Origin of the sequence: Sphingobium aromaticiconvertens, assembly GCF_037154075.1 — a bacterium.
Lineage (GTDB): Bacteria > Pseudomonadota > Alphaproteobacteria > Sphingomonadales > Sphingomonadaceae > Sphingobium > Sphingobium aromaticiconvertens.
Genome location: NZ_JBANRJ010000001.1, coordinates 4,113,131 through 4,128,228 on the forward strand (window position 1 = coordinate 4,113,131; position 15,098 = coordinate 4,128,228).

Consider the following 15,098-nt stretch of genomic DNA (forward strand, 5'->3'; position numbering starts at 1 on the left):
AAAAACGGCATGTGGCCGTGGGACTCTCCTCCGCTTGCCCCTGGCCCCTTTTGTTTCCCGAACTTTAAACTATGAAGCCACCATCCTTGCAACTGCGAGTTAGTCGCATTAATGGCGCGTCATCAAAGCCGAAAATATCTAAGGGGGAAAATGATGCGTCGTTCATTTCGTTGGCTGCTGACGGGTTCGGCATGGTTGTGGGCGCCGACATTGGTTCATGCACAGCAAGACAAGCAGCCGATGGTGTCGAATGATGGACCGGGGGATATGATCGTCGTTACCGGCTATGGCCGAACCGACCAGCCCACCGCCGCGACGGGGCTTCCCCTCACACCGCTGGAAACGCCGCAGACGATCAGCGTCATAACACGCCAGCAGATCGACGATCAGGCACTCATATCAATCAATGACGCGCTCGATTTTACCGTCGGCATTTCCAAGAAAGATATAGATCGCGGGCGCAGTGCGATATCCGCCCGTGGTTTTGAGGTTTCGAATTTCCAGCTTGATGGAGCCCCCTTCGCAAACGGCAATGTCGGCTTTGGCGAAACAAGTACCGCGCTGTACGAACGCGTCGACCTCGTGCGCGGCGCCGCGGGCCTGATGCAGGGGGCCGGTGATCCATCGGCGGTCGTGAATCTGATCCGCAAACATGCGACCGAACGGGAATTCTCAGGCTATGCCAAGCTGGAGGCGGGTTCCTGGAACCGCGTCGCGGCGACCCTGGATATTCAATCGCCTCTCAATGCCGCAGGGACCGTGCGCGCCCGCACCGTGGCCCAGGTCTATCGACAGGACAGCTTTGTGGATCTGGAAGAAAAGAAGGGCTTGATTCTCTATGGCGTAATCGACGCCGATCTTGGCGAACGCACGACAGTGTCCTTTGGCGCAAGCTATCAGCGCGACGAGCGCGACGGGGTCATGTGGGCGCAGCTTCCCTATTGGTTTAGCGATGGCACGCGCACCAACTGGCCACGCTCCAAGACCACGGGCACGAGCTGGGGCTTCTGGAACACCACGGAAATTACGGCCTTCACCACTCTAAAGCATGAATTGGGCGGAGACTGGCACATTCGCGCGGATTTAGGTTATCACAAGGGGCTGGAAAATTCGAAACTTCTGTGGCTTGACGGCCTGCCCGACCGGGTGACCGGCGCTGGTGTGACCAGCCTGGGCTATTGGTACAAGACCGATCCCGAACAATGGCACGGCAGCGTCCAGGCCAATGGCACTTTCTCCATGCTGGGTGGCCAGCATGATTTGTCCATCGGCGCCATGGCAAGCTACCTTGATAGCGGCTGGACCAATCGCGATCCCATTTCCATCGACCCCGTCGGCGATTTCAATCACTGGGACGGCACGCTGGCCGAACCGGAATGGGGGGATCGCTATACGTTGTCGGATGTCGGCAATACTACCCAGGCGGCCCTTTATGCCACGACGCGGATCAGCCTACTCGACGGGCTGAAGCTCATCGGGGGCGGACGTCTGAGCTATTACAAGCGCAACGAGCGGGAAGCTGCCTATACGTCCTCCGCCTACAGATTGTCGTACAAGGGCCAGATCACGCCCTATGTCGGGCTGGTCTATGACATCACGCGCAACCTCTCCGTCTATGCAAGCTACACCAATATTTTCAAGCCGCAGGGTAACCTGCGCGACAGCGAGAACCGCTTGCTCAATCCGCTGGAGGGCACGAACTATGAAGCTGGTTTGAAAGCCCTGCTGCTCGACGGCAAATTGCTTGCGACGCTCTCCGTCTATCGCATCGAGCAGGATAATCTGGCGGTTCCCGATGGGTTTATACCCGGCACCACGCTTCAGGCCTATCGCGGCGCAAAAGGAACCGTCGCCAAGGGCTATGAACTCGAAGTCGTCGGCAAAATCACCCCGCAATGGGACGTCAGCGCCGGCTGGAGCGATTATAGCGCGAAGGATGCCGATGGCGCAGACGTGCTCAGCCATCAACCGCGCAGGGCATTCAACGTCGCAACCAAATATGCCTTTACCGGGACGCTCGACGGACTGAGCTTTGGCGGTGGGTTGAAATGGGAAAGCCAGCCGCCGGTTACGGCCGTGAACCCCGGTACGGGGACGGAACAGCGCATCGGCCAGCCCGATTATGCCATCGCCAATGTCATGGCGCGCTATGACCTGAGCGTGGCGCTGTCGCTGCAGCTTAACGTCGACAATCTCTTCGATCAGCGCTTTTTCAGCGGCAACAGCTGGTTCCCCGGTTTCGTCTATGGCGAACCGAGGAATGCGCGAGTGACGATGAAATACGCATTCTAAACAATCCTCCCTCTGAAGGCTGACCCCAGGCTCGGCGAGCTTGGGGTCAATCTGATTGAAAACGTGACGCACTCCGCAACGCTCTTTCCGACCGAGCCATATAATCGCGCGTGATGGGAAGTGCTTCTCGGCTGCGGGTCAACTGAATCTGAAGATTGAGATGCCCGTCATGCCGGAATGCAACGAGAGCGCCCGCCAGATAGAATTGCCACATGCGAAAGAAGCGCTCGTCATACAGGGCGACGATTTCTTCGCGCGACCTATTTGCGCGATCATACCAGTGCGACAACGTATAGGCGTAATGGAGGCGCAGAACCTCCATATCAGTGATCCATAGCCGTGCGTGTTCGACCGCAGGCGCAATCTGGCTGAGAGCCGGCACGTAACCGCCTGGAAAGATATGGCGAGCAAGCCAGCGATCGGTCGGTGCAGGCCCATCCGCGCGGGCGATCGTATGCAACAGCAGCACTCCGTCAGGCGTCAGCAGGCTGCGGCAGTGTTTGAAGAATGTTCGATAATGTGCCGGCCCGACATGTTCGAACATCCCGACCGAGACGATCCTGTCGAACGGACCGCTGACGGCCCGATAGTCGCGCAGTTCAAAGCGGACCCGATCCGAAACCCCTGCTTCCGCTGCGCGAGACCGGGCAACGCCAAGTTGTTCCTGGGACAAGGTGATCCCCAGCACGTCAACATCGGCGATCTGATGCAGGTATATCGCCAACCCTCCCCATCCACAGCCAATGTCCAGCACGCACTGGCCCGGCCGCAAATCGAGCTTGGCCGCGATATGCGCTTTCTTGGCTGCCTGTGCCTCGTTCAGATCGGTGCGCGGTTGCGGAAAGTAGCCGCAGCTATATTGGAGGTCGTCGTCGAGAAAGAGCGTGTAGAGTTGGTGTAACAGATCATAATGATGCGCGACGTTCCGCCGTGAACGGCGCTTCCAGTTCCACGACGCAAGCCATAGATTGTGGCGCCAGGGTCGCCATAAGCGAAGAGCGGCGGCGTCATCATCGTCCCACCGCGCATTTTGCCCGACGAGATCGAGAAACAGGCGGATATCGCCTTCATCGATCACCAGCCGCCCATCCATATAGGCCTCACCCATTTCCAGCGCAGGATCGAGCGCTGCCCGATATGGGGTCGCCCGATCGGTAAACCGGATTGTGACGGCCTTTTGAAAACGATTTTGATCGCCATAGACATACCGCCGTCCGCCAGCATCAATGACGGTAAGCGATCCCTTGCGTATGAGCCGGCGCAAAAGCGCATCAAGCATCCACATGGCGCGATGGTATATCGAATACCAAAGTCCGTCGAGCGCAGCCTCCCCATGTTCTCCGCGTCATCCGCCGCCATGTTTCACAGGCTTGTCGATGTGTCCCGCCCGTGTCCTGACAGAGCCGTGGAGGTCAATGAAGCCATCCCTGGAGGTGAACGAAAATATGGTTCTGCCAATCCCATAATAGCGAATGGCGGCAGCGGCTGCACGGTCGGCGTCGAAATTGGCCGGGACCGGCTAACCTGCGTACTGCTTGATTTTGATGGGCAAGTCATGGCGTGCCAAAGCATGCCCTCTGAGTTTCCCAGTCCGCATGATGTCATTCGCACTGTAAAATCCTTCACCGCTGAGCAACTTGCCACCGTGCCCGAGGGGCAACGCGAAGGCTTTCTCGGTTTCGGTATCGCCATGCCCTGGTTTATTGCTCAGCGCTACGCGATTTCTTCCTCCCATCCCTTGTTCGCGGCCGGAACGGTGAGAAGGCGCCAGCCATCGGCGCTGGTCTCCTGCCTCTCTACTCCACTTATTCCCCTAATCTGGCGCCGCTGCTAAAAACGGCAACTGAGACGGAGGTCCCCGAGCGTGTAGAGGCCTGAGCCTCGGCTTACATCGCCCTTTATGCGATGATATGGCTTTAGTCGCGGAGCCGATCTGACCCGGCTATGATGTTGAGGGACGAGATTTGGAAGGCCAGGAATGACAACCGCAACCACCGACGCGCTGATCGTGACCTGCCCGTCCTGCGCGACCGCCAATCGTGTTCCACGCGAGAAACTGAATGCTGGCGGCGCCTGTGGGCGATGCAAGAAGCCTTTGTTCGCCGGAGAGCCGATCACGCTCACTGCCGCGAACTTCGATGCCCATGCCAGGTTGGCCAACATACCCATGCTGGTCGATTTCTGGGCACCCTGGTGCGGACCATGCCGTCAGATGGCCCCCGCTTTCGCCGCCGCGGCCCGCCAACTCGAACCAGCCATGCGTTTGGGCAAGCTCGATACCGAGGCTGAAAGCGTGATTGCGGGCCGGTACGGAATTCGCTCGATCCCAACCCTGATCCTGTTTCAGAACGGTCGAGAGATTGCCCGACAGTCAGGCGCCATGCCGGAACGCGCGATCGTGGATTGGGCGCGCGGAGCGACAGCCGCGCATTAACAGAATGAGGCATGAGATCGAACCCGACAGGGTTCGCAAGGCCGAACGGCCGCCCGAGTTAATGCGAGAAAAGCCAAGGCGAAGGATGTCGCCGCCGGCGCTTGAGGGCCAATCAAATAATGGTGCGGGCGGTCGGAATCGAACCGACACTCCTTTCGGAACCGGATTTTGAGTCCGGCGCGTCTACCAGTTTCACCACGCCCGCACAGGCGCCCTTCATCGGGGCCAAGCGCATGGCAAAATCCACCCGTCCCGTCCAGCCCCTTTTCGTCTGAAACGCCTTTCCGCATGCATGATTGCACTTTTGCCCGATACAAGCAGTTGCAGGACAAGCCGTTGCCGCTATAGAATGCGTCATCTCGTGCAGGGGATTTCAATTCTAACGGTAAGAGGACGCCCTTTTGACCGAACCATCTGCCACGCTCATTCTGTTCGGCGCCACCGGCGACCTTGCCAGCCGGATGCTGTTTCCCTCGCTCTATAATCTGCTGGCTGACGGCCTGCTGCCCAATGACTTTCTGATCGTCGCTTCCGGGCGGACGGATATGACCGACGATGCATTCCGCGACGATGTTTGCACGGCGCTCCGCAAATTCCTGTCCGCCGATCATTATGACGCGAAGATCGCCAAGCAATTGCGAGCGATGATTCTCTACCAGCCGGTCGAGGCGGGCAATGCAAAGCAGTTCAAGGCGCTGGCCGCACGGCTGGATGGCCGCATGGAAATGGGTGTATCGGTCTATCTCTCTACCCCGCCATCACTGTTCGCGCCGACAGCGCAGGGGTTGGCCGATGCCGGACTGATCGGTCCCAAAACCCGGATCGCCATGGAAAAGCCGATCGGCAAGGATCTTGCCTCCTCAAAAGATGTCAATGACGGCATCGGCGCATTGTTCGCCGAGGAACAGATTTTCCGCGTCGACCATTATCTGGGCAAGGAGACGGTCCAGAACCTGTTGGCGCTGCGTTTCGGCAATATGTTGTTCGAACCGCTGTGGAATGCCGCCGCGATCGACCATGTCCAGATCACCGTGGGCGAGACGGTCGGGCTGGAAGGCCGCGTCTCTTATTATGATGGCGTGGGCGCGCTGCGCGACATGGTGCAGAATCATGTGCTCCAGATCCTCTCCATCATCGCAATGGAGCCGCCCGCCCGTCTGGACCCGACCGCCGTGCGCGACGAGAAGGTGAAGGTCTTGCGATCGTTGCGACCGATGAGCGCAGAGGACGTGAAAAACTGCAGCGTGCGCGGCCAATATACGCCCGGCGCGGTGCAGGGACAGATCGTCACCGGCTATGCGGACGAACTTGGCAGGCCGTCCGACACCGAAACCTTCGTGGCGCTGAAGGCGCATATCGACAACTGGCGCTGGCAGGGCGTGCCCTTCTACCTGCGGACGGGCAAGCGGATGCCCAGCCGCCAGTCGGAAATCATGATCCAGTTCAAACCGGTGCGTCACAGCATCTTCGGCCGTGCCGGGGGGCTGGAACCCAACACCCTCATCATCCGCCTGCAACCGGAAGAAAATATCCGCCTGCTCATAATGAGCAAGCGCCCCGGCCTTGAACGACAGGTGCAATTGGAAGAGGTCAGCCTGGACGTATCGTTGACGGCAGCTTTTGCCGGGCAGCGCCGTCGCATTGCCTACGAACGGCTGCTGCTGGATTTGCTGGCAGGCGACCAGACCCTGTTCGTGCGCCGCGACGAGGTAGAAGCGCAATGGGCCTGGATCGATTCGATCATCGACGGCTGGAAGGAAGCCGGCGTGAAGCCCGTTTCCTATGCCTCTGGGAACTGGGGACCGTCTTCGGCCATTGCCCTGATCGAACGCGACGGAGCAAGTTGGCATGACTGATCTTCACCCCGTCATCGAAAAGGTGACACAGCGCATCGTGGAGCGCAGCGCGCCCCGCCGCCGCCAGTATCTGGACCTGATTGAGCGTGGCCGGGACGCGGGCACCAACCGCGATCAACTGTCCTGCGGCAATCTGGCGCACGGCTTTGCCGCGAGCGGCGAGGACAAGGCCGCCATCCGCACCGGCAGCGCGATGAACATCGGCATCATCACCGCCTATAACGACATGCTGTCGGCGCATCAGCCCTATGGCCGCTATCCCGAACAGATCAAGCTGGCCGCCCGCGAAGTCGGCGCGACGGCGCAGGTGGCGGGCGGCGTGCCCGCCATGTGCGACGGCGTGACCCAGGGGCAGTCGGGCATGGACCTGTCACTCTTTTCCCGCGACACCATCGCCCTCTCCACCGCCGTCTCGCTCAGTCACGCGATGTTCGAGGGCAATCTGATGCTCGGCATCTGCGACAAGATCGTGCCGGGGCTGCTGATGGGCGCGCTGCGCTTTGGCCATCTGCCCACGATCCTGATCCCCGCTGGCCCGATGCCGTCGGGCCTCGCCAACAAGGAAAAGGTCCGCATCCGCCAGCTCTTTGCCGAAGGAAAAGTCGGCAAGGAAGAATTGCTGGAATCGGAAAGCGCCTCTTACCATGGCGCAGGCACCTGTACCTTTTATGGCACGGCCAATTCAAACCAGATGATGATGGAAGTGATGGGCCTGCACATGCCGGGCGCCGCCTTCGTCAATCCGGGCACGAAGCTGCGCGGCGAACTGACCCGCGCGGCGGTGCATCGCATGGCGGACATTGGTTGGGCTGGTGGTGATTATCGCCCGCTGGGCCATTGCATCGATGAAAAGGCGATCGTCAACGCCGCCATCGGCCTGATGGCGACCGGCGGATCGACCAACCATGCCATTCACCTGCCCGCCATCGCGCGGGCTGCGGGCATCAGCATCGACTGGACCGATTTCGCCGAATTGTCGGACGTGGTGCCGCTGCTGGCGCGCGTCTATCCCAATGGCTCTGGCGACGTGAACCATTTTCACGCGGCGGGAGGGATGGCCTGGATCATCCGGGAATTGCTGGATAACGGCCTGCTGCATCGCGACATCATGACCGTCGCGCGCCGGGACCTGACCGACTATGGCAAGGAACCGGTGTGGGAGGATGAGGCGCTGCAATGGCGCGACGTTCCTGCTTCCCGCGACGACACGATGCTGCGTCCGGTATCCAACCCGTTCAGCGCCGATGGCGGCATGCGACTGCTCGCGGGCAATCTGGGCCGCTGCATCATGAAGGTCAGCGCCGTCGATCCCGCGCTCTGGACGATCGAAGCGCCTGCCGCGATCTTCCAGGATCAGGACGATGTGCTGCGCGCCTTCAAGGCGGGCGAACTGGAGCGCGATGTCGTCGTCGTCGTCCGCTTTCAGGGGCCACGCGCCAACGGCATGCCGGAACTGCACAAGCTGACCCCGGCGCTGGGCGTGTTGCAGGACAAGGGCTTCAAGGTCGCGCTGCTGACCGATGGCCGCATGTCGGGCGCGTCCGGCAAGGTGCCCGCAGCCATCCACCTGTCCCCCGAAGCACTGGGCGGCGGACCGATCGGCAAGCTGCGCGAAGGCGACCTGGTCCGGGTCTGCGCGGAAAAGGGCACCGTCGACGCGCTGGTCGATCCGGCGACATGGGACGCGCGCGACATTCCCGCCGCCCCGCCCCCGCCCTATGACACCGGCCGCGAGTTGTTCGCCCTGTTCCGCCATCATAGCGACCTGGCCGAAGCCGGCGCCTCGCCCATCCTCGCCGCGATGGAAACGGAACTGTAGCGCCAGCCGTTCGCCCAGAAACGACGTGACATAATCGAGCGGATGCCATTCATGACCGATATCATCGCCGCCGACATCGGCGGAACCAATGCCCGCTTCGCACGGGCCACGCTGGATGCGCAGGGCGTTCCCACATTGGGGACCGTTCGCAAATATAAGGTCGCGGACTATGCCAGCCTTCAGGCCTGCTGGGCGGCCTTCAGGCAGGATGAGGGAGGCGATTTGCCACGCGCCGCCTCGATCGCCTTCGCCACCGCCATCGGGAGGGAGGTCATCAAGCTCACCAATTCGAGCTGGATGATCCGCCCTGAGACGTTGGACGAAGACTTGGGCGTCGATCAGTTGAAGCTGGTCAATGATTTCGAGGCGGTGGCGCATGCCGTTTCCCGTCTGCCGCGAGATAATCTGCCGCTGCTCTTCGGGGAGGACCACCCTTTCCCGCGCGATGGCGGCGTCACCATTTTGGGGCCGGGCACGGGCCTTGGCGTGGCGATGATTGCCTATGACGATGGCGTTCCACACGCCATCGCGACGGAAGGCGGGCATCTCGACTGGGCGCCGCTCGACGCGCTGGAAGGCAAGATCCTTGACTATCTGCGCGACAAGTTCCTGCGCGTATCGACCGAGCGGATCGTCTCCGGCCCCGGCCTCAACAATCTGTACAAGGCGATGGCGACGATTGGCCATGAGCGGGTCGTGCTGATGGACGACGCCGAATTGTGGCAGACCGCGCTGGACGGCAACGAACCCTTTGCGCGCACGGTGCTGGAGCGTTTCTGCCTCAGCTACGGGTCGGTCGCTGGTGATCTGGCGTTGGCGCAGGGGCCGCATACCGTGGTCCTTGCAGGTGGCCTGACCCAGCGGATGCGCGACTTTCTGCTGCAAAGCGGTTTTCACGAACGCTTCACCGCCAAGGGACGGTTCCAAAGCCTGATGGCTCAGGTGCCGATCCGCCTGGCGGTCCATGACGAAATCGGCCTCTATGGAGCGGCCGCAGCCTATCGGGAGAAGACAGCATGACCTTGACGGTCGAACAGGTAATGGAACTGGCGCCGGTAATTCCAGTGCTGGTGGTCGATCGGGTCGAGGATGCGATCCCGATCGCGCAGGCGCTGGTAAAGGGTGGCCTGCCCGCGCTGGAAGTGACGATGCGGACCCCGGCCGCGCTGGATGTGATGCGCGAAATGGCCAAGGTCGAGGGCGCCGTCGTTGGCGCGGGCACCGTCCTCAACCCCAAGCAGCTCGATCAGGCGCTGGAGGCAGGCGCGCGCTTCATTGTCAGCCCCGGCCTTACCAAGCCGCTGGGCAAGGCCGCGATCGCCGCCAACATCCCCTTCCTGCCGGGCACGGCCACGGCGGGCGACATCATGCGCGGTATGGACATGGGGCTGACCCATTTCAAATTCTTCCCAGCCGAAACATCGGGTGGCTTGCCTGCGCTCAAGGCGTTGGCCGCTCCGCTGCATACCGCCCGCTTCTGCCCCACCGGCGGCATCACGGCGGAGAGCGCGCCCCGCTGGCTCGCTGAATCCTTCATCAAATGCGTTGGCGGTAGCTGGATCGTGCCCAAGGGACCGGTTGATCCCGACAAGATCGAAGCGCTGGCACGCGCCGCCGCAGCGCTCCGGGGCTGACCTTGATTCCCCCCTCCCTTTCAAGGGAGGGGCCGGGGGTGGGTAGCGAGCGCAGCGAGTACCCGATACGCCTATTTGCTCGTGCCGCCCCAAACATCCTCGGCGCGAACGAAACCCTTTTGACCGTGCACATCGAACGCGCACCAACCCTTGGCGCAGGACGACAGGCGACCTACAACGCCCTTCTCTGCCCGGAAGAGATTGCGTGCGTCATCGCCCGGCGCTTCCTTCATCGGCGCGATCTCTGCCGTGACGATGCCCGTCGCCGTGTCACTGAGCAGGCGAACGTGCATCCAGCCTTGCGCCCCATCCGAATCCTCGACCTTCCGCCACAGACCCAGCACCTGCACGACCTTCACCGGCAAATCGCGGCGGCGGTAAATCCAGTTGGATGGATAGTCGAGGCTAGGCCCAACGCGCATCCGCGCTTCATTTTCTGAAATCGACGCCCAATAGGGCACCGGTCGACCCGTCTGGGCGACAAGCGGCCCAGCGGCCAACAGCGGGGCAAAGACGGCGGCCGTCACGGCGCCCAGTCCCAGCAACCTTCGCTTCATTCTGTCAGACTTCCCTTAATCCCTGCATTTCGACATTAGCGCCCTTTGCCTGCCGGCGACAACCGCTCTCTTTGCAGGCACATGGCCTGCCATGGGACAATATCGCGCGGCATAAGAGTTGACTGCCGCCCTTGCGGGGAATAGCGGCCATGACATGGCCAAGAAACCGCGTCCCGCCAAGCCCAGGGTTATCGTCACCCGTCGGCTACCGCCGAGCGTGGAGGCGCGGATGGCGGAACTGTTCGACACCGGCTTCAACGTCGGCGATGTGCCGATGGACCGCACCGCCCTCGCTCGTGCCATGGCCCGGTGCGACGTGCTGGTCCCCGCCGTCAGCGATCAGATCGACGCGGCTCTCATCCAGGGCGCACCCGAACGGTTACAACTGATCGCCAGCTTTGGCGCGGGGGTCGATCATATCGACCTGTCCGCCGCGCGGGCTAAGGGAATCATCGTCACCAATACGCCCGGCGTCCTGACCGAAGATACGGCCGACATGACCATGGCGCTGATCCTGTCGGTGCCACGACGCCTTGCCGAAGGGGAAAAGTTGGTCCGGTCGGGAACATGGACCGGCTGGAGTCCATCGGGGATGTTGGGCCACCGGATCGGGGGCAAACGGCTGGGCATTGTCGGCATGGGCCGCATCGGCCGCGCCGTCGCGCGGCGCGCCCGCGCATTCGGCCTCTCGGTCGCCTATCATAATCGCCACCGCCTGCCGCTGGAAGTCGAGGCAGAGCTGGACGCGCGATGGGAAGCCGATCTCGACGTCATGCTTGCGTCCAGCGACATCATCTCGATTCACGCGCCGCTCAACGCCGACAGCCGGGGCATGATGGACGCCCGGCGGATCGCGCTGATGCGCCCTGACGCCTATCTCATCAATACCTCCCGCGCGGAAGTCACGGAAGAAAGCGCTCTGATCGCAGCCCTTGCCGAAGGCCGGATCGCGGGTGCGGGACTTGATGTCTATGCGCGCGAACCGGCCATAGACTCCCGCCTGCTCGCCCTCTCCAACGTCGTCCTTCTGCCGCATATGGGGTCGGCGACGTTCGAGGGCCGCGACGCCACCGGCGCGCGCGTCATCGCCAATATCCGCAGTTGGGTGGATGGCCACCGCCCACCCAACCAGGTGCTGGAGGACTGGGTCTGACCGACCCGGACATCGCATCGGGCCGATCCATCATGGGCAAGGCCCTGACCCGCGCCGACATCGAAGCGCTGGCCGCCGATCCGTCTCCGTGTCATCTGTCCGACTGCGACCTTGAATCCGTGGACCTGCCGCAACTGCAAATGACCGGCTGGACGTTCGAACGATGCGATCTGCGTCGCGCCACACTGACAGGCGCGCGGATCGACCAGAGCCGCTGGCTCACCTGTCGGGGCGCATTCGCCAATTTTTCCGGTGCGGACCTCAGCGAGTCCTTGTTCCAGTCGAGCGACTTCAACAATGCAGTGTTTCGCCGGTCGATCCTGACCTCCACCTCCTTCCTGCGCTGTAAGCTGACCGGCGCCGATCTGTCAGACGCGCGCGCGATGGACGTGGGTTTCTCGGAAACGCTGCTCATCAGCGCTAAGTTGCCGGGCTTTTCCTTTCGCAAACGCACCCTCAACAAGGTCGATTTCAGTCAAGCGGACCTGCGCAAATGCGATTTCCGTGCGACGCAGTTCGACGATTGCAGCCTGCGCGACGCGCATATGGTGGATTGTCGGTTCGAGGATGCGGACCTGCGCGGCGCGGATCTGGGTGGCTTGCGGCTCATCGACGCGCGGCTTTTCCGCGGCGCGACCATTTCACGGGCACAGGCGGGACAATTGCTGGGCGAACTGGGCCTCAAAGTCTCCTGATCGTCCAGTGCCCCTTACCCAAAGTGCCGCGCTTATCGAAGTTTTTACCCTATAGCAGCTAATATCGCTGCAAAGCCCTTTAATCGGGACCATGCATGCGCCTCTTGATAACTCTTCTTGCCCTGCCCCTCCTCGCTTTGCCGCAAACAGCGCAAGCGCAGGTCGCGGTTGCCGACAGTGGCGATACCGGCTGGATGATTATGTGTGCGCTGCTGGTTATGCTGGCCGCCATTCCGGGTCTTGCGCTGCGTCATGCGGGACTGGTCAATGCCCGCAACGCGCTTTCGGTCGCGACGCAGGGGGCCGGGATTGCGGCGGGTGCGTCGCTGGCCTGGGCTATTGCGGGATACAGCCTTGCCTATGCGCCGGGTGGCAATTGGCTTGGTGGCAGCGCCAATCTGATGCTCGCCAATCTGGCGGTACTGCGCGACGGGCTGACCGTACCTGAATCGGCCTTTGTCCTGTTTCAGATGAGCCTTGCCATCTCGGCTACCTGCCTGATCGGTGGCGCGCTGGCCGGACGGGCACGGCTGGGGTGGACGATGACATTCGCGCCTCTTTGGGTTTTGCTCGTCTATGCACCGGTTGCCCATTGGACCTGGGGCGGCGGTTGGCTGGCGCAGATCGGCGCGATGGATTTCGCTGGCGGGTTGACCCTCCATATGACCGCCGGCTTCTCGGCGCTTGCACTCGTCCTGATCGGCGGGCGTCGCCAGGATGCGACGCGCCACCCCCATGCCAACCTGTTATCGGTCGTCGGATCGGGGCTGGTCTGGATCGGCTGGTTCGGGATTATCGGCGGCTGGGCGCTGGGCGCGACAGACGATGCCGCCAGCGCCATTCTCAACACCCATTTTGCCGCCTGCTCGTCGGCGCTCGCCTGGGGGCTGCTCGACCGCCTGTTCACGGGCCGCACCAGTGCTACGGGCATCGCCTCTGGCGCAATGGCCGGGCTGGTCGCGATTTCGGCAAGCGCCGCGCTCGTTGGTACGGGCGGCGCGATGCTGATCGGCCTGATCGCCGCGCTTGTCTGCCGCATGGTCGTACAGTTGCTCGCGGCAAGCCGCATTGACGACAGCGCCGCTGTCTTCGCCATTCACGGCATCGGCGGACTGCTCGGCATGCTGTTGCTGGTCCCTTTCACCCTGCCCCGCCTGGGTGGCGTGGGCTTTGATCCCGGTATCAATCTGACCGGCCTGCTGCTGACACAAGGCATCGCCGTTGCGACTGTTGCCCTATGGTCGATGCTGGGCGCCGCCATATTAGCGCTGACCATATCCATTGTCGTGCCCCTGCGCGCGGGCGAGATAGAGGAGGAGGAAGGATTGGACAGCGCCCATCATGGCCAGCCGGGCTGGGACTTTCGTTAGAGCGCTCCGGCCATGGGACAGGCAGTCGCCATCTTCGCCCATCAGGAGGAGCAGCGGATAGCTGCCTGCCTTGCGTCCTTGCCGCTTGACCGGCCGGACACGGTTTTCCACGTCCTCATCAATGGGTCGACCGATCAGACCGGCGCGCGGGCAAAGGCAGCCGCAGGCGGCCGCCCCCATGTCGTCATCCATGACCTTCATCCCGGCGGCAAGTCGCGCACCTGGAACCATATGGTCCACACCCTTCTGACGGGCCGGGAGAGTGCCGTCATCTTTCTTGATGGCGACGCCCGCATCGCGCCCGGATCTGTCGACGCGCTGATTGCTGCGCTGGAGGCAGATCCCTCCGTCAATGCAGCCGCAGGCATGCCCCTCAACGGGCGGCAGGCCGACCAATATCGCCAGAGCCTGCGCGAAGAACGGGGACTGTTCGGCGATCTTTACGCACTGTCCGGCTCATTCCTCTCGGCGATCCGCGCGCAACGACTTCGGCTGCCCACGGATCTGATCGGTGATGATGGGCTGGTCGCCGCCTGGGCGCATACCAACCTGCAGACCGATGCCCATTGGTCGCGCGAGCGGGTGATCGCCTGTGAAGAGGCGGGATTCCTCTGCGATCCGGTCAGCCTGCTGCATCCGGCAAGCTGGTCGATGCAATATCGACGCATGGTCAATTATTCGGTCCGTTTCTTCCAGAACCGAATCATCTCCGATATCATGGCGAAAGAGGGCCCAACAGGACTGCCAGAGCGGCTAACTGACCTCTATCCGGCGTGGCTCGACCAGCTTTCACCCCGGCCTGGCGTGATCGGGTGGTTCGATCGCAGAGCATTGGCACGGATAAATACCCTCCTCCGCTGATGACGCCGACGCACAATTTTGAGCCAGATCGATCCTTGAACGGTGACGAAACAATAGGCTTTCGCATTGGCTGGATTATGAAAATCGATCCACTGACCGGCATAATGCGTCGCACAATTTTCGTCGACATGTCGCGCAACGTACAAAATAACTATGGAAACTTGCGGCTCTCCGATTGTTTATTTTGTTAATGCAAGATACAAGTTTGACGACGATCGGTGCAAAACCGACGTTCAGTCGAGAGGACAGCCATGATGATTGACCTTGCCACATCGATTCCGCCCAGCTCGCACGATGCCGAGCATCCGCTTGAGCCAGTCATCAGGAAAGTATCCCGGATTGCCGGTCCGATTGCCCTGCTTCTGATGACCATTGCAGGCCTCAGTATAGTCTTTTAACCCAAGCCCCATCGTTGCGGGGCGCCCCG

14 protein-coding genes and 1 tRNA gene are annotated in these 15,098 nt (G+C 61.8%); 12 read left to right on the forward strand and 3 right to left on the reverse strand.

The genetic code is table 11. The features are described from left to right. The first annotated feature begins 150 nt into the window (after positions 1 to 150). Positions 151 to 2,292 carry a TonB-dependent siderophore receptor gene (locus WFR25_RS19835; protein ID WP_336973061.1) on the forward strand — a complete coding sequence of 714 codons (2,142 nt, stop codon included), beginning with the start codon at positions 151 to 153 and terminating at the stop codon, positions 2,290 to 2,292. 46 nt (positions 2,293 to 2,338) lie between these two features. Here the strand turns inward: WFR25_RS19835 and WFR25_RS19840 are convergent, their stop codons facing one another. Continuing rightward, positions 2,339 to 3,577, reverse strand: a complete 1,239-nt coding sequence (locus WFR25_RS19840) for a cyclopropane-fatty-acyl-phospholipid synthase family protein (protein WP_336973062.1) — start codon at positions 3,575 to 3,577, stop codon at positions 2,339 to 2,341. Between the two features lie 120 nt (positions 3,578 to 3,697). On the opposite strand from WFR25_RS19840, the gene WFR25_RS19845 reads away from it, so the two are divergent. Together WFR25_RS19845 and trxC are read left to right on the forward strand one after the other, a co-directional pair. Beyond that, positions 3,698 to 4,126 carry a hypothetical protein gene (locus WFR25_RS19845; RefSeq protein ID WP_336973063.1) on the forward strand — a complete coding sequence of 143 codons (429 nt, stop codon included), beginning with the start codon at positions 3,698 to 3,700 and terminating at the stop codon, positions 4,124 to 4,126. Positions 4,127 to 4,270: 144 nt separating this feature from the next. Continuing rightward, a complete protein-coding gene (trxC, locus tag WFR25_RS19850) occupies positions 4,271 to 4,726 on the forward strand; it encodes a thioredoxin TrxC (RefSeq protein WP_336973064.1) in 456 nt (151 codons plus the stop codon). Between the two features lie 120 nt (positions 4,727 to 4,846). On the opposite strand, the gene WFR25_RS19855 is transcribed toward trxC, so the two are convergent. Beyond that, positions 4,847 to 4,931: transfer RNA gene (locus tag WFR25_RS19855), tRNA-Leu, on the reverse strand. A gap of 196 nt (positions 4,932 to 5,127) precedes the next feature. On the opposite strand from WFR25_RS19855, the gene zwf reads away from it, so the two are divergent. Genes zwf through eda form a run of 4 tightly spaced genes read left to right on the forward strand, consistent with a single transcriptional unit; the run spans position 5,128 to position 10,035 of the window. Further along, positions 5,128 to 6,582, forward strand: coding sequence for a glucose-6-phosphate dehydrogenase (gene zwf, locus WFR25_RS19860; protein WP_336973065.1), 1,455 nt, complete (start codon positions 5,128 to 5,130; stop codon positions 6,580 to 6,582). Then, entirely contained in the window at positions 6,575 to 8,401 is a 1,827-nt protein-coding gene (gene edd / locus WFR25_RS19865) for a phosphogluconate dehydratase (protein ID WP_336973066.1), read from the forward strand. Before zwf ends, edd begins: the two co-directional genes overlap by 8 nt. A gap of 51 nt (positions 8,402 to 8,452) precedes the next feature. Further along, a complete protein-coding gene (glk, locus tag WFR25_RS19870; RefSeq protein ID WP_336973067.1) occupies positions 8,453 to 9,421 on the forward strand; it encodes a glucokinase in 969 nt (322 codons plus the stop codon). Further along, positions 9,418 to 10,035 (forward strand): bifunctional 4-hydroxy-2-oxoglutarate aldolase/2-dehydro-3-deoxy-phosphogluconate aldolase, encoded by a 618-nt coding sequence (gene eda, locus WFR25_RS19875; RefSeq protein WP_336973068.1) that lies wholly within the window; start codon positions 9,418 to 9,420, stop codon positions 10,033 to 10,035. The genes glk and eda overlap by 4 nt, the downstream gene beginning before the upstream one ends. A 71-nt stretch (positions 10,036 to 10,106) precedes the next feature. Here the strand turns inward: eda and WFR25_RS19880 are convergent, their stop codons facing one another. After that, complete coding sequence (locus WFR25_RS19880; protein ID WP_336973069.1) at positions 10,107 to 10,592, reverse strand: SH3 domain-containing protein; 486 nt, start codon at positions 10,590 to 10,592, stop codon at positions 10,107 to 10,109. Between the two features lie 154 nt (positions 10,593 to 10,746). Here WFR25_RS19880 and WFR25_RS19885 point away from each other — a divergent pair, with 154 nt between their 5' ends. From WFR25_RS19885 to WFR25_RS19905, 5 genes are all read left to right on the forward strand, one after another. Then, positions 10,747 to 11,745, forward strand: coding sequence for a 2-hydroxyacid dehydrogenase (locus WFR25_RS19885; RefSeq protein WP_336973070.1), 999 nt, complete (start codon positions 10,747 to 10,749; stop codon positions 11,743 to 11,745). A 32-nt stretch (positions 11,746 to 11,777) separates the two neighbouring features. Next, positions 11,778 to 12,440, forward strand: coding sequence for a pentapeptide repeat-containing protein (locus WFR25_RS19890; RefSeq protein ID WP_336973071.1), 663 nt, complete (start codon positions 11,778 to 11,780; stop codon positions 12,438 to 12,440). A gap of 95 nt (positions 12,441 to 12,535) precedes the next feature. Then, the gene (locus WFR25_RS19895; protein WP_336973072.1) at positions 12,536 to 13,810 is read left to right on the forward strand and encodes an ammonium transporter; all 1,275 of its coding nucleotides are present in this window, start codon (positions 12,536 to 12,538) and stop codon (positions 13,808 to 13,810) included. A 12-nt stretch (positions 13,811 to 13,822) separates the two neighbouring features. Beyond that, the gene (locus WFR25_RS19900) at positions 13,823 to 14,671 is read left to right on the forward strand and encodes a glycosyltransferase (protein ID WP_336973073.1); all 849 of its coding nucleotides are present in this window, start codon (positions 13,823 to 13,825) and stop codon (positions 14,669 to 14,671) included. A 251-nt stretch (positions 14,672 to 14,922) separates the two neighbouring features. After that, complete coding sequence (locus WFR25_RS19905) at positions 14,923 to 15,069, forward strand: hypothetical protein (RefSeq protein WP_336973074.1); 147 nt, start codon at positions 14,923 to 14,925, stop codon at positions 15,067 to 15,069. Positions 15,070 to 15,098 lie beyond the last annotated feature (29 nt).

Bases quoted from the DNA above. Each gene is read 5' to 3' on its own strand.
- WFR25_RS19835 (WP_336973061.1), top strand. From the start codon at position 151: ATGATGCGTCGTTCATTTCGTTGGCTGCTGACGGGTTCGGCATGGTTG.
- WFR25_RS19840 (WP_336973062.1), bottom strand. From the start codon at position 3,577: ATGTGGATGCTTGATGCGCTTTTGCGCCGGCTCATACGCAAGGGATCG.
- trxC (WP_336973064.1), top strand. From the start codon at position 4,271: ATGACAACCGCAACCACCGACGCGCTGATCGTGACCTGCCCGTCCTGC.
- edd (WP_336973066.1), top strand. From the start codon at position 6,575: ATGACTGATCTTCACCCCGTCATCGAAAAGGTGACACAGCGCATCGTG.
- glk (WP_336973067.1), top strand. From the start codon at position 8,453: ATGACCGATATCATCGCCGCCGACATCGGCGGAACCAATGCCCGCTTC.
- eda (WP_336973068.1), top strand. From the start codon at position 9,418: ATGACCTTGACGGTCGAACAGGTAATGGAACTGGCGCCGGTAATTCCA.
- WFR25_RS19880 (WP_336973069.1), bottom strand. From the start codon at position 10,592: ATGAAGCGAAGGTTGCTGGGACTGGGCGCCGTGACGGCCGCCGTCTTT.
- WFR25_RS19885 (WP_336973070.1), top strand. From the start codon at position 10,747: ATGGCCAAGAAACCGCGTCCCGCCAAGCCCAGGGTTATCGTCACCCGT.
- WFR25_RS19890 (WP_336973071.1), top strand. From the start codon at position 11,778: ATGGGCAAGGCCCTGACCCGCGCCGACATCGAAGCGCTGGCCGCCGAT.
- WFR25_RS19895 (WP_336973072.1), top strand. From the start codon at position 12,536: ATGCGCCTCTTGATAACTCTTCTTGCCCTGCCCCTCCTCGCTTTGCCG.
- WFR25_RS19900 (WP_336973073.1), top strand. From the start codon at position 13,823: ATGGGACAGGCAGTCGCCATCTTCGCCCATCAGGAGGAGCAGCGGATA.
- WFR25_RS19905 (WP_336973074.1), top strand. From the start codon at position 14,923: ATGATGATTGACCTTGCCACATCGATTCCGCCCAGCTCGCACGATGCC.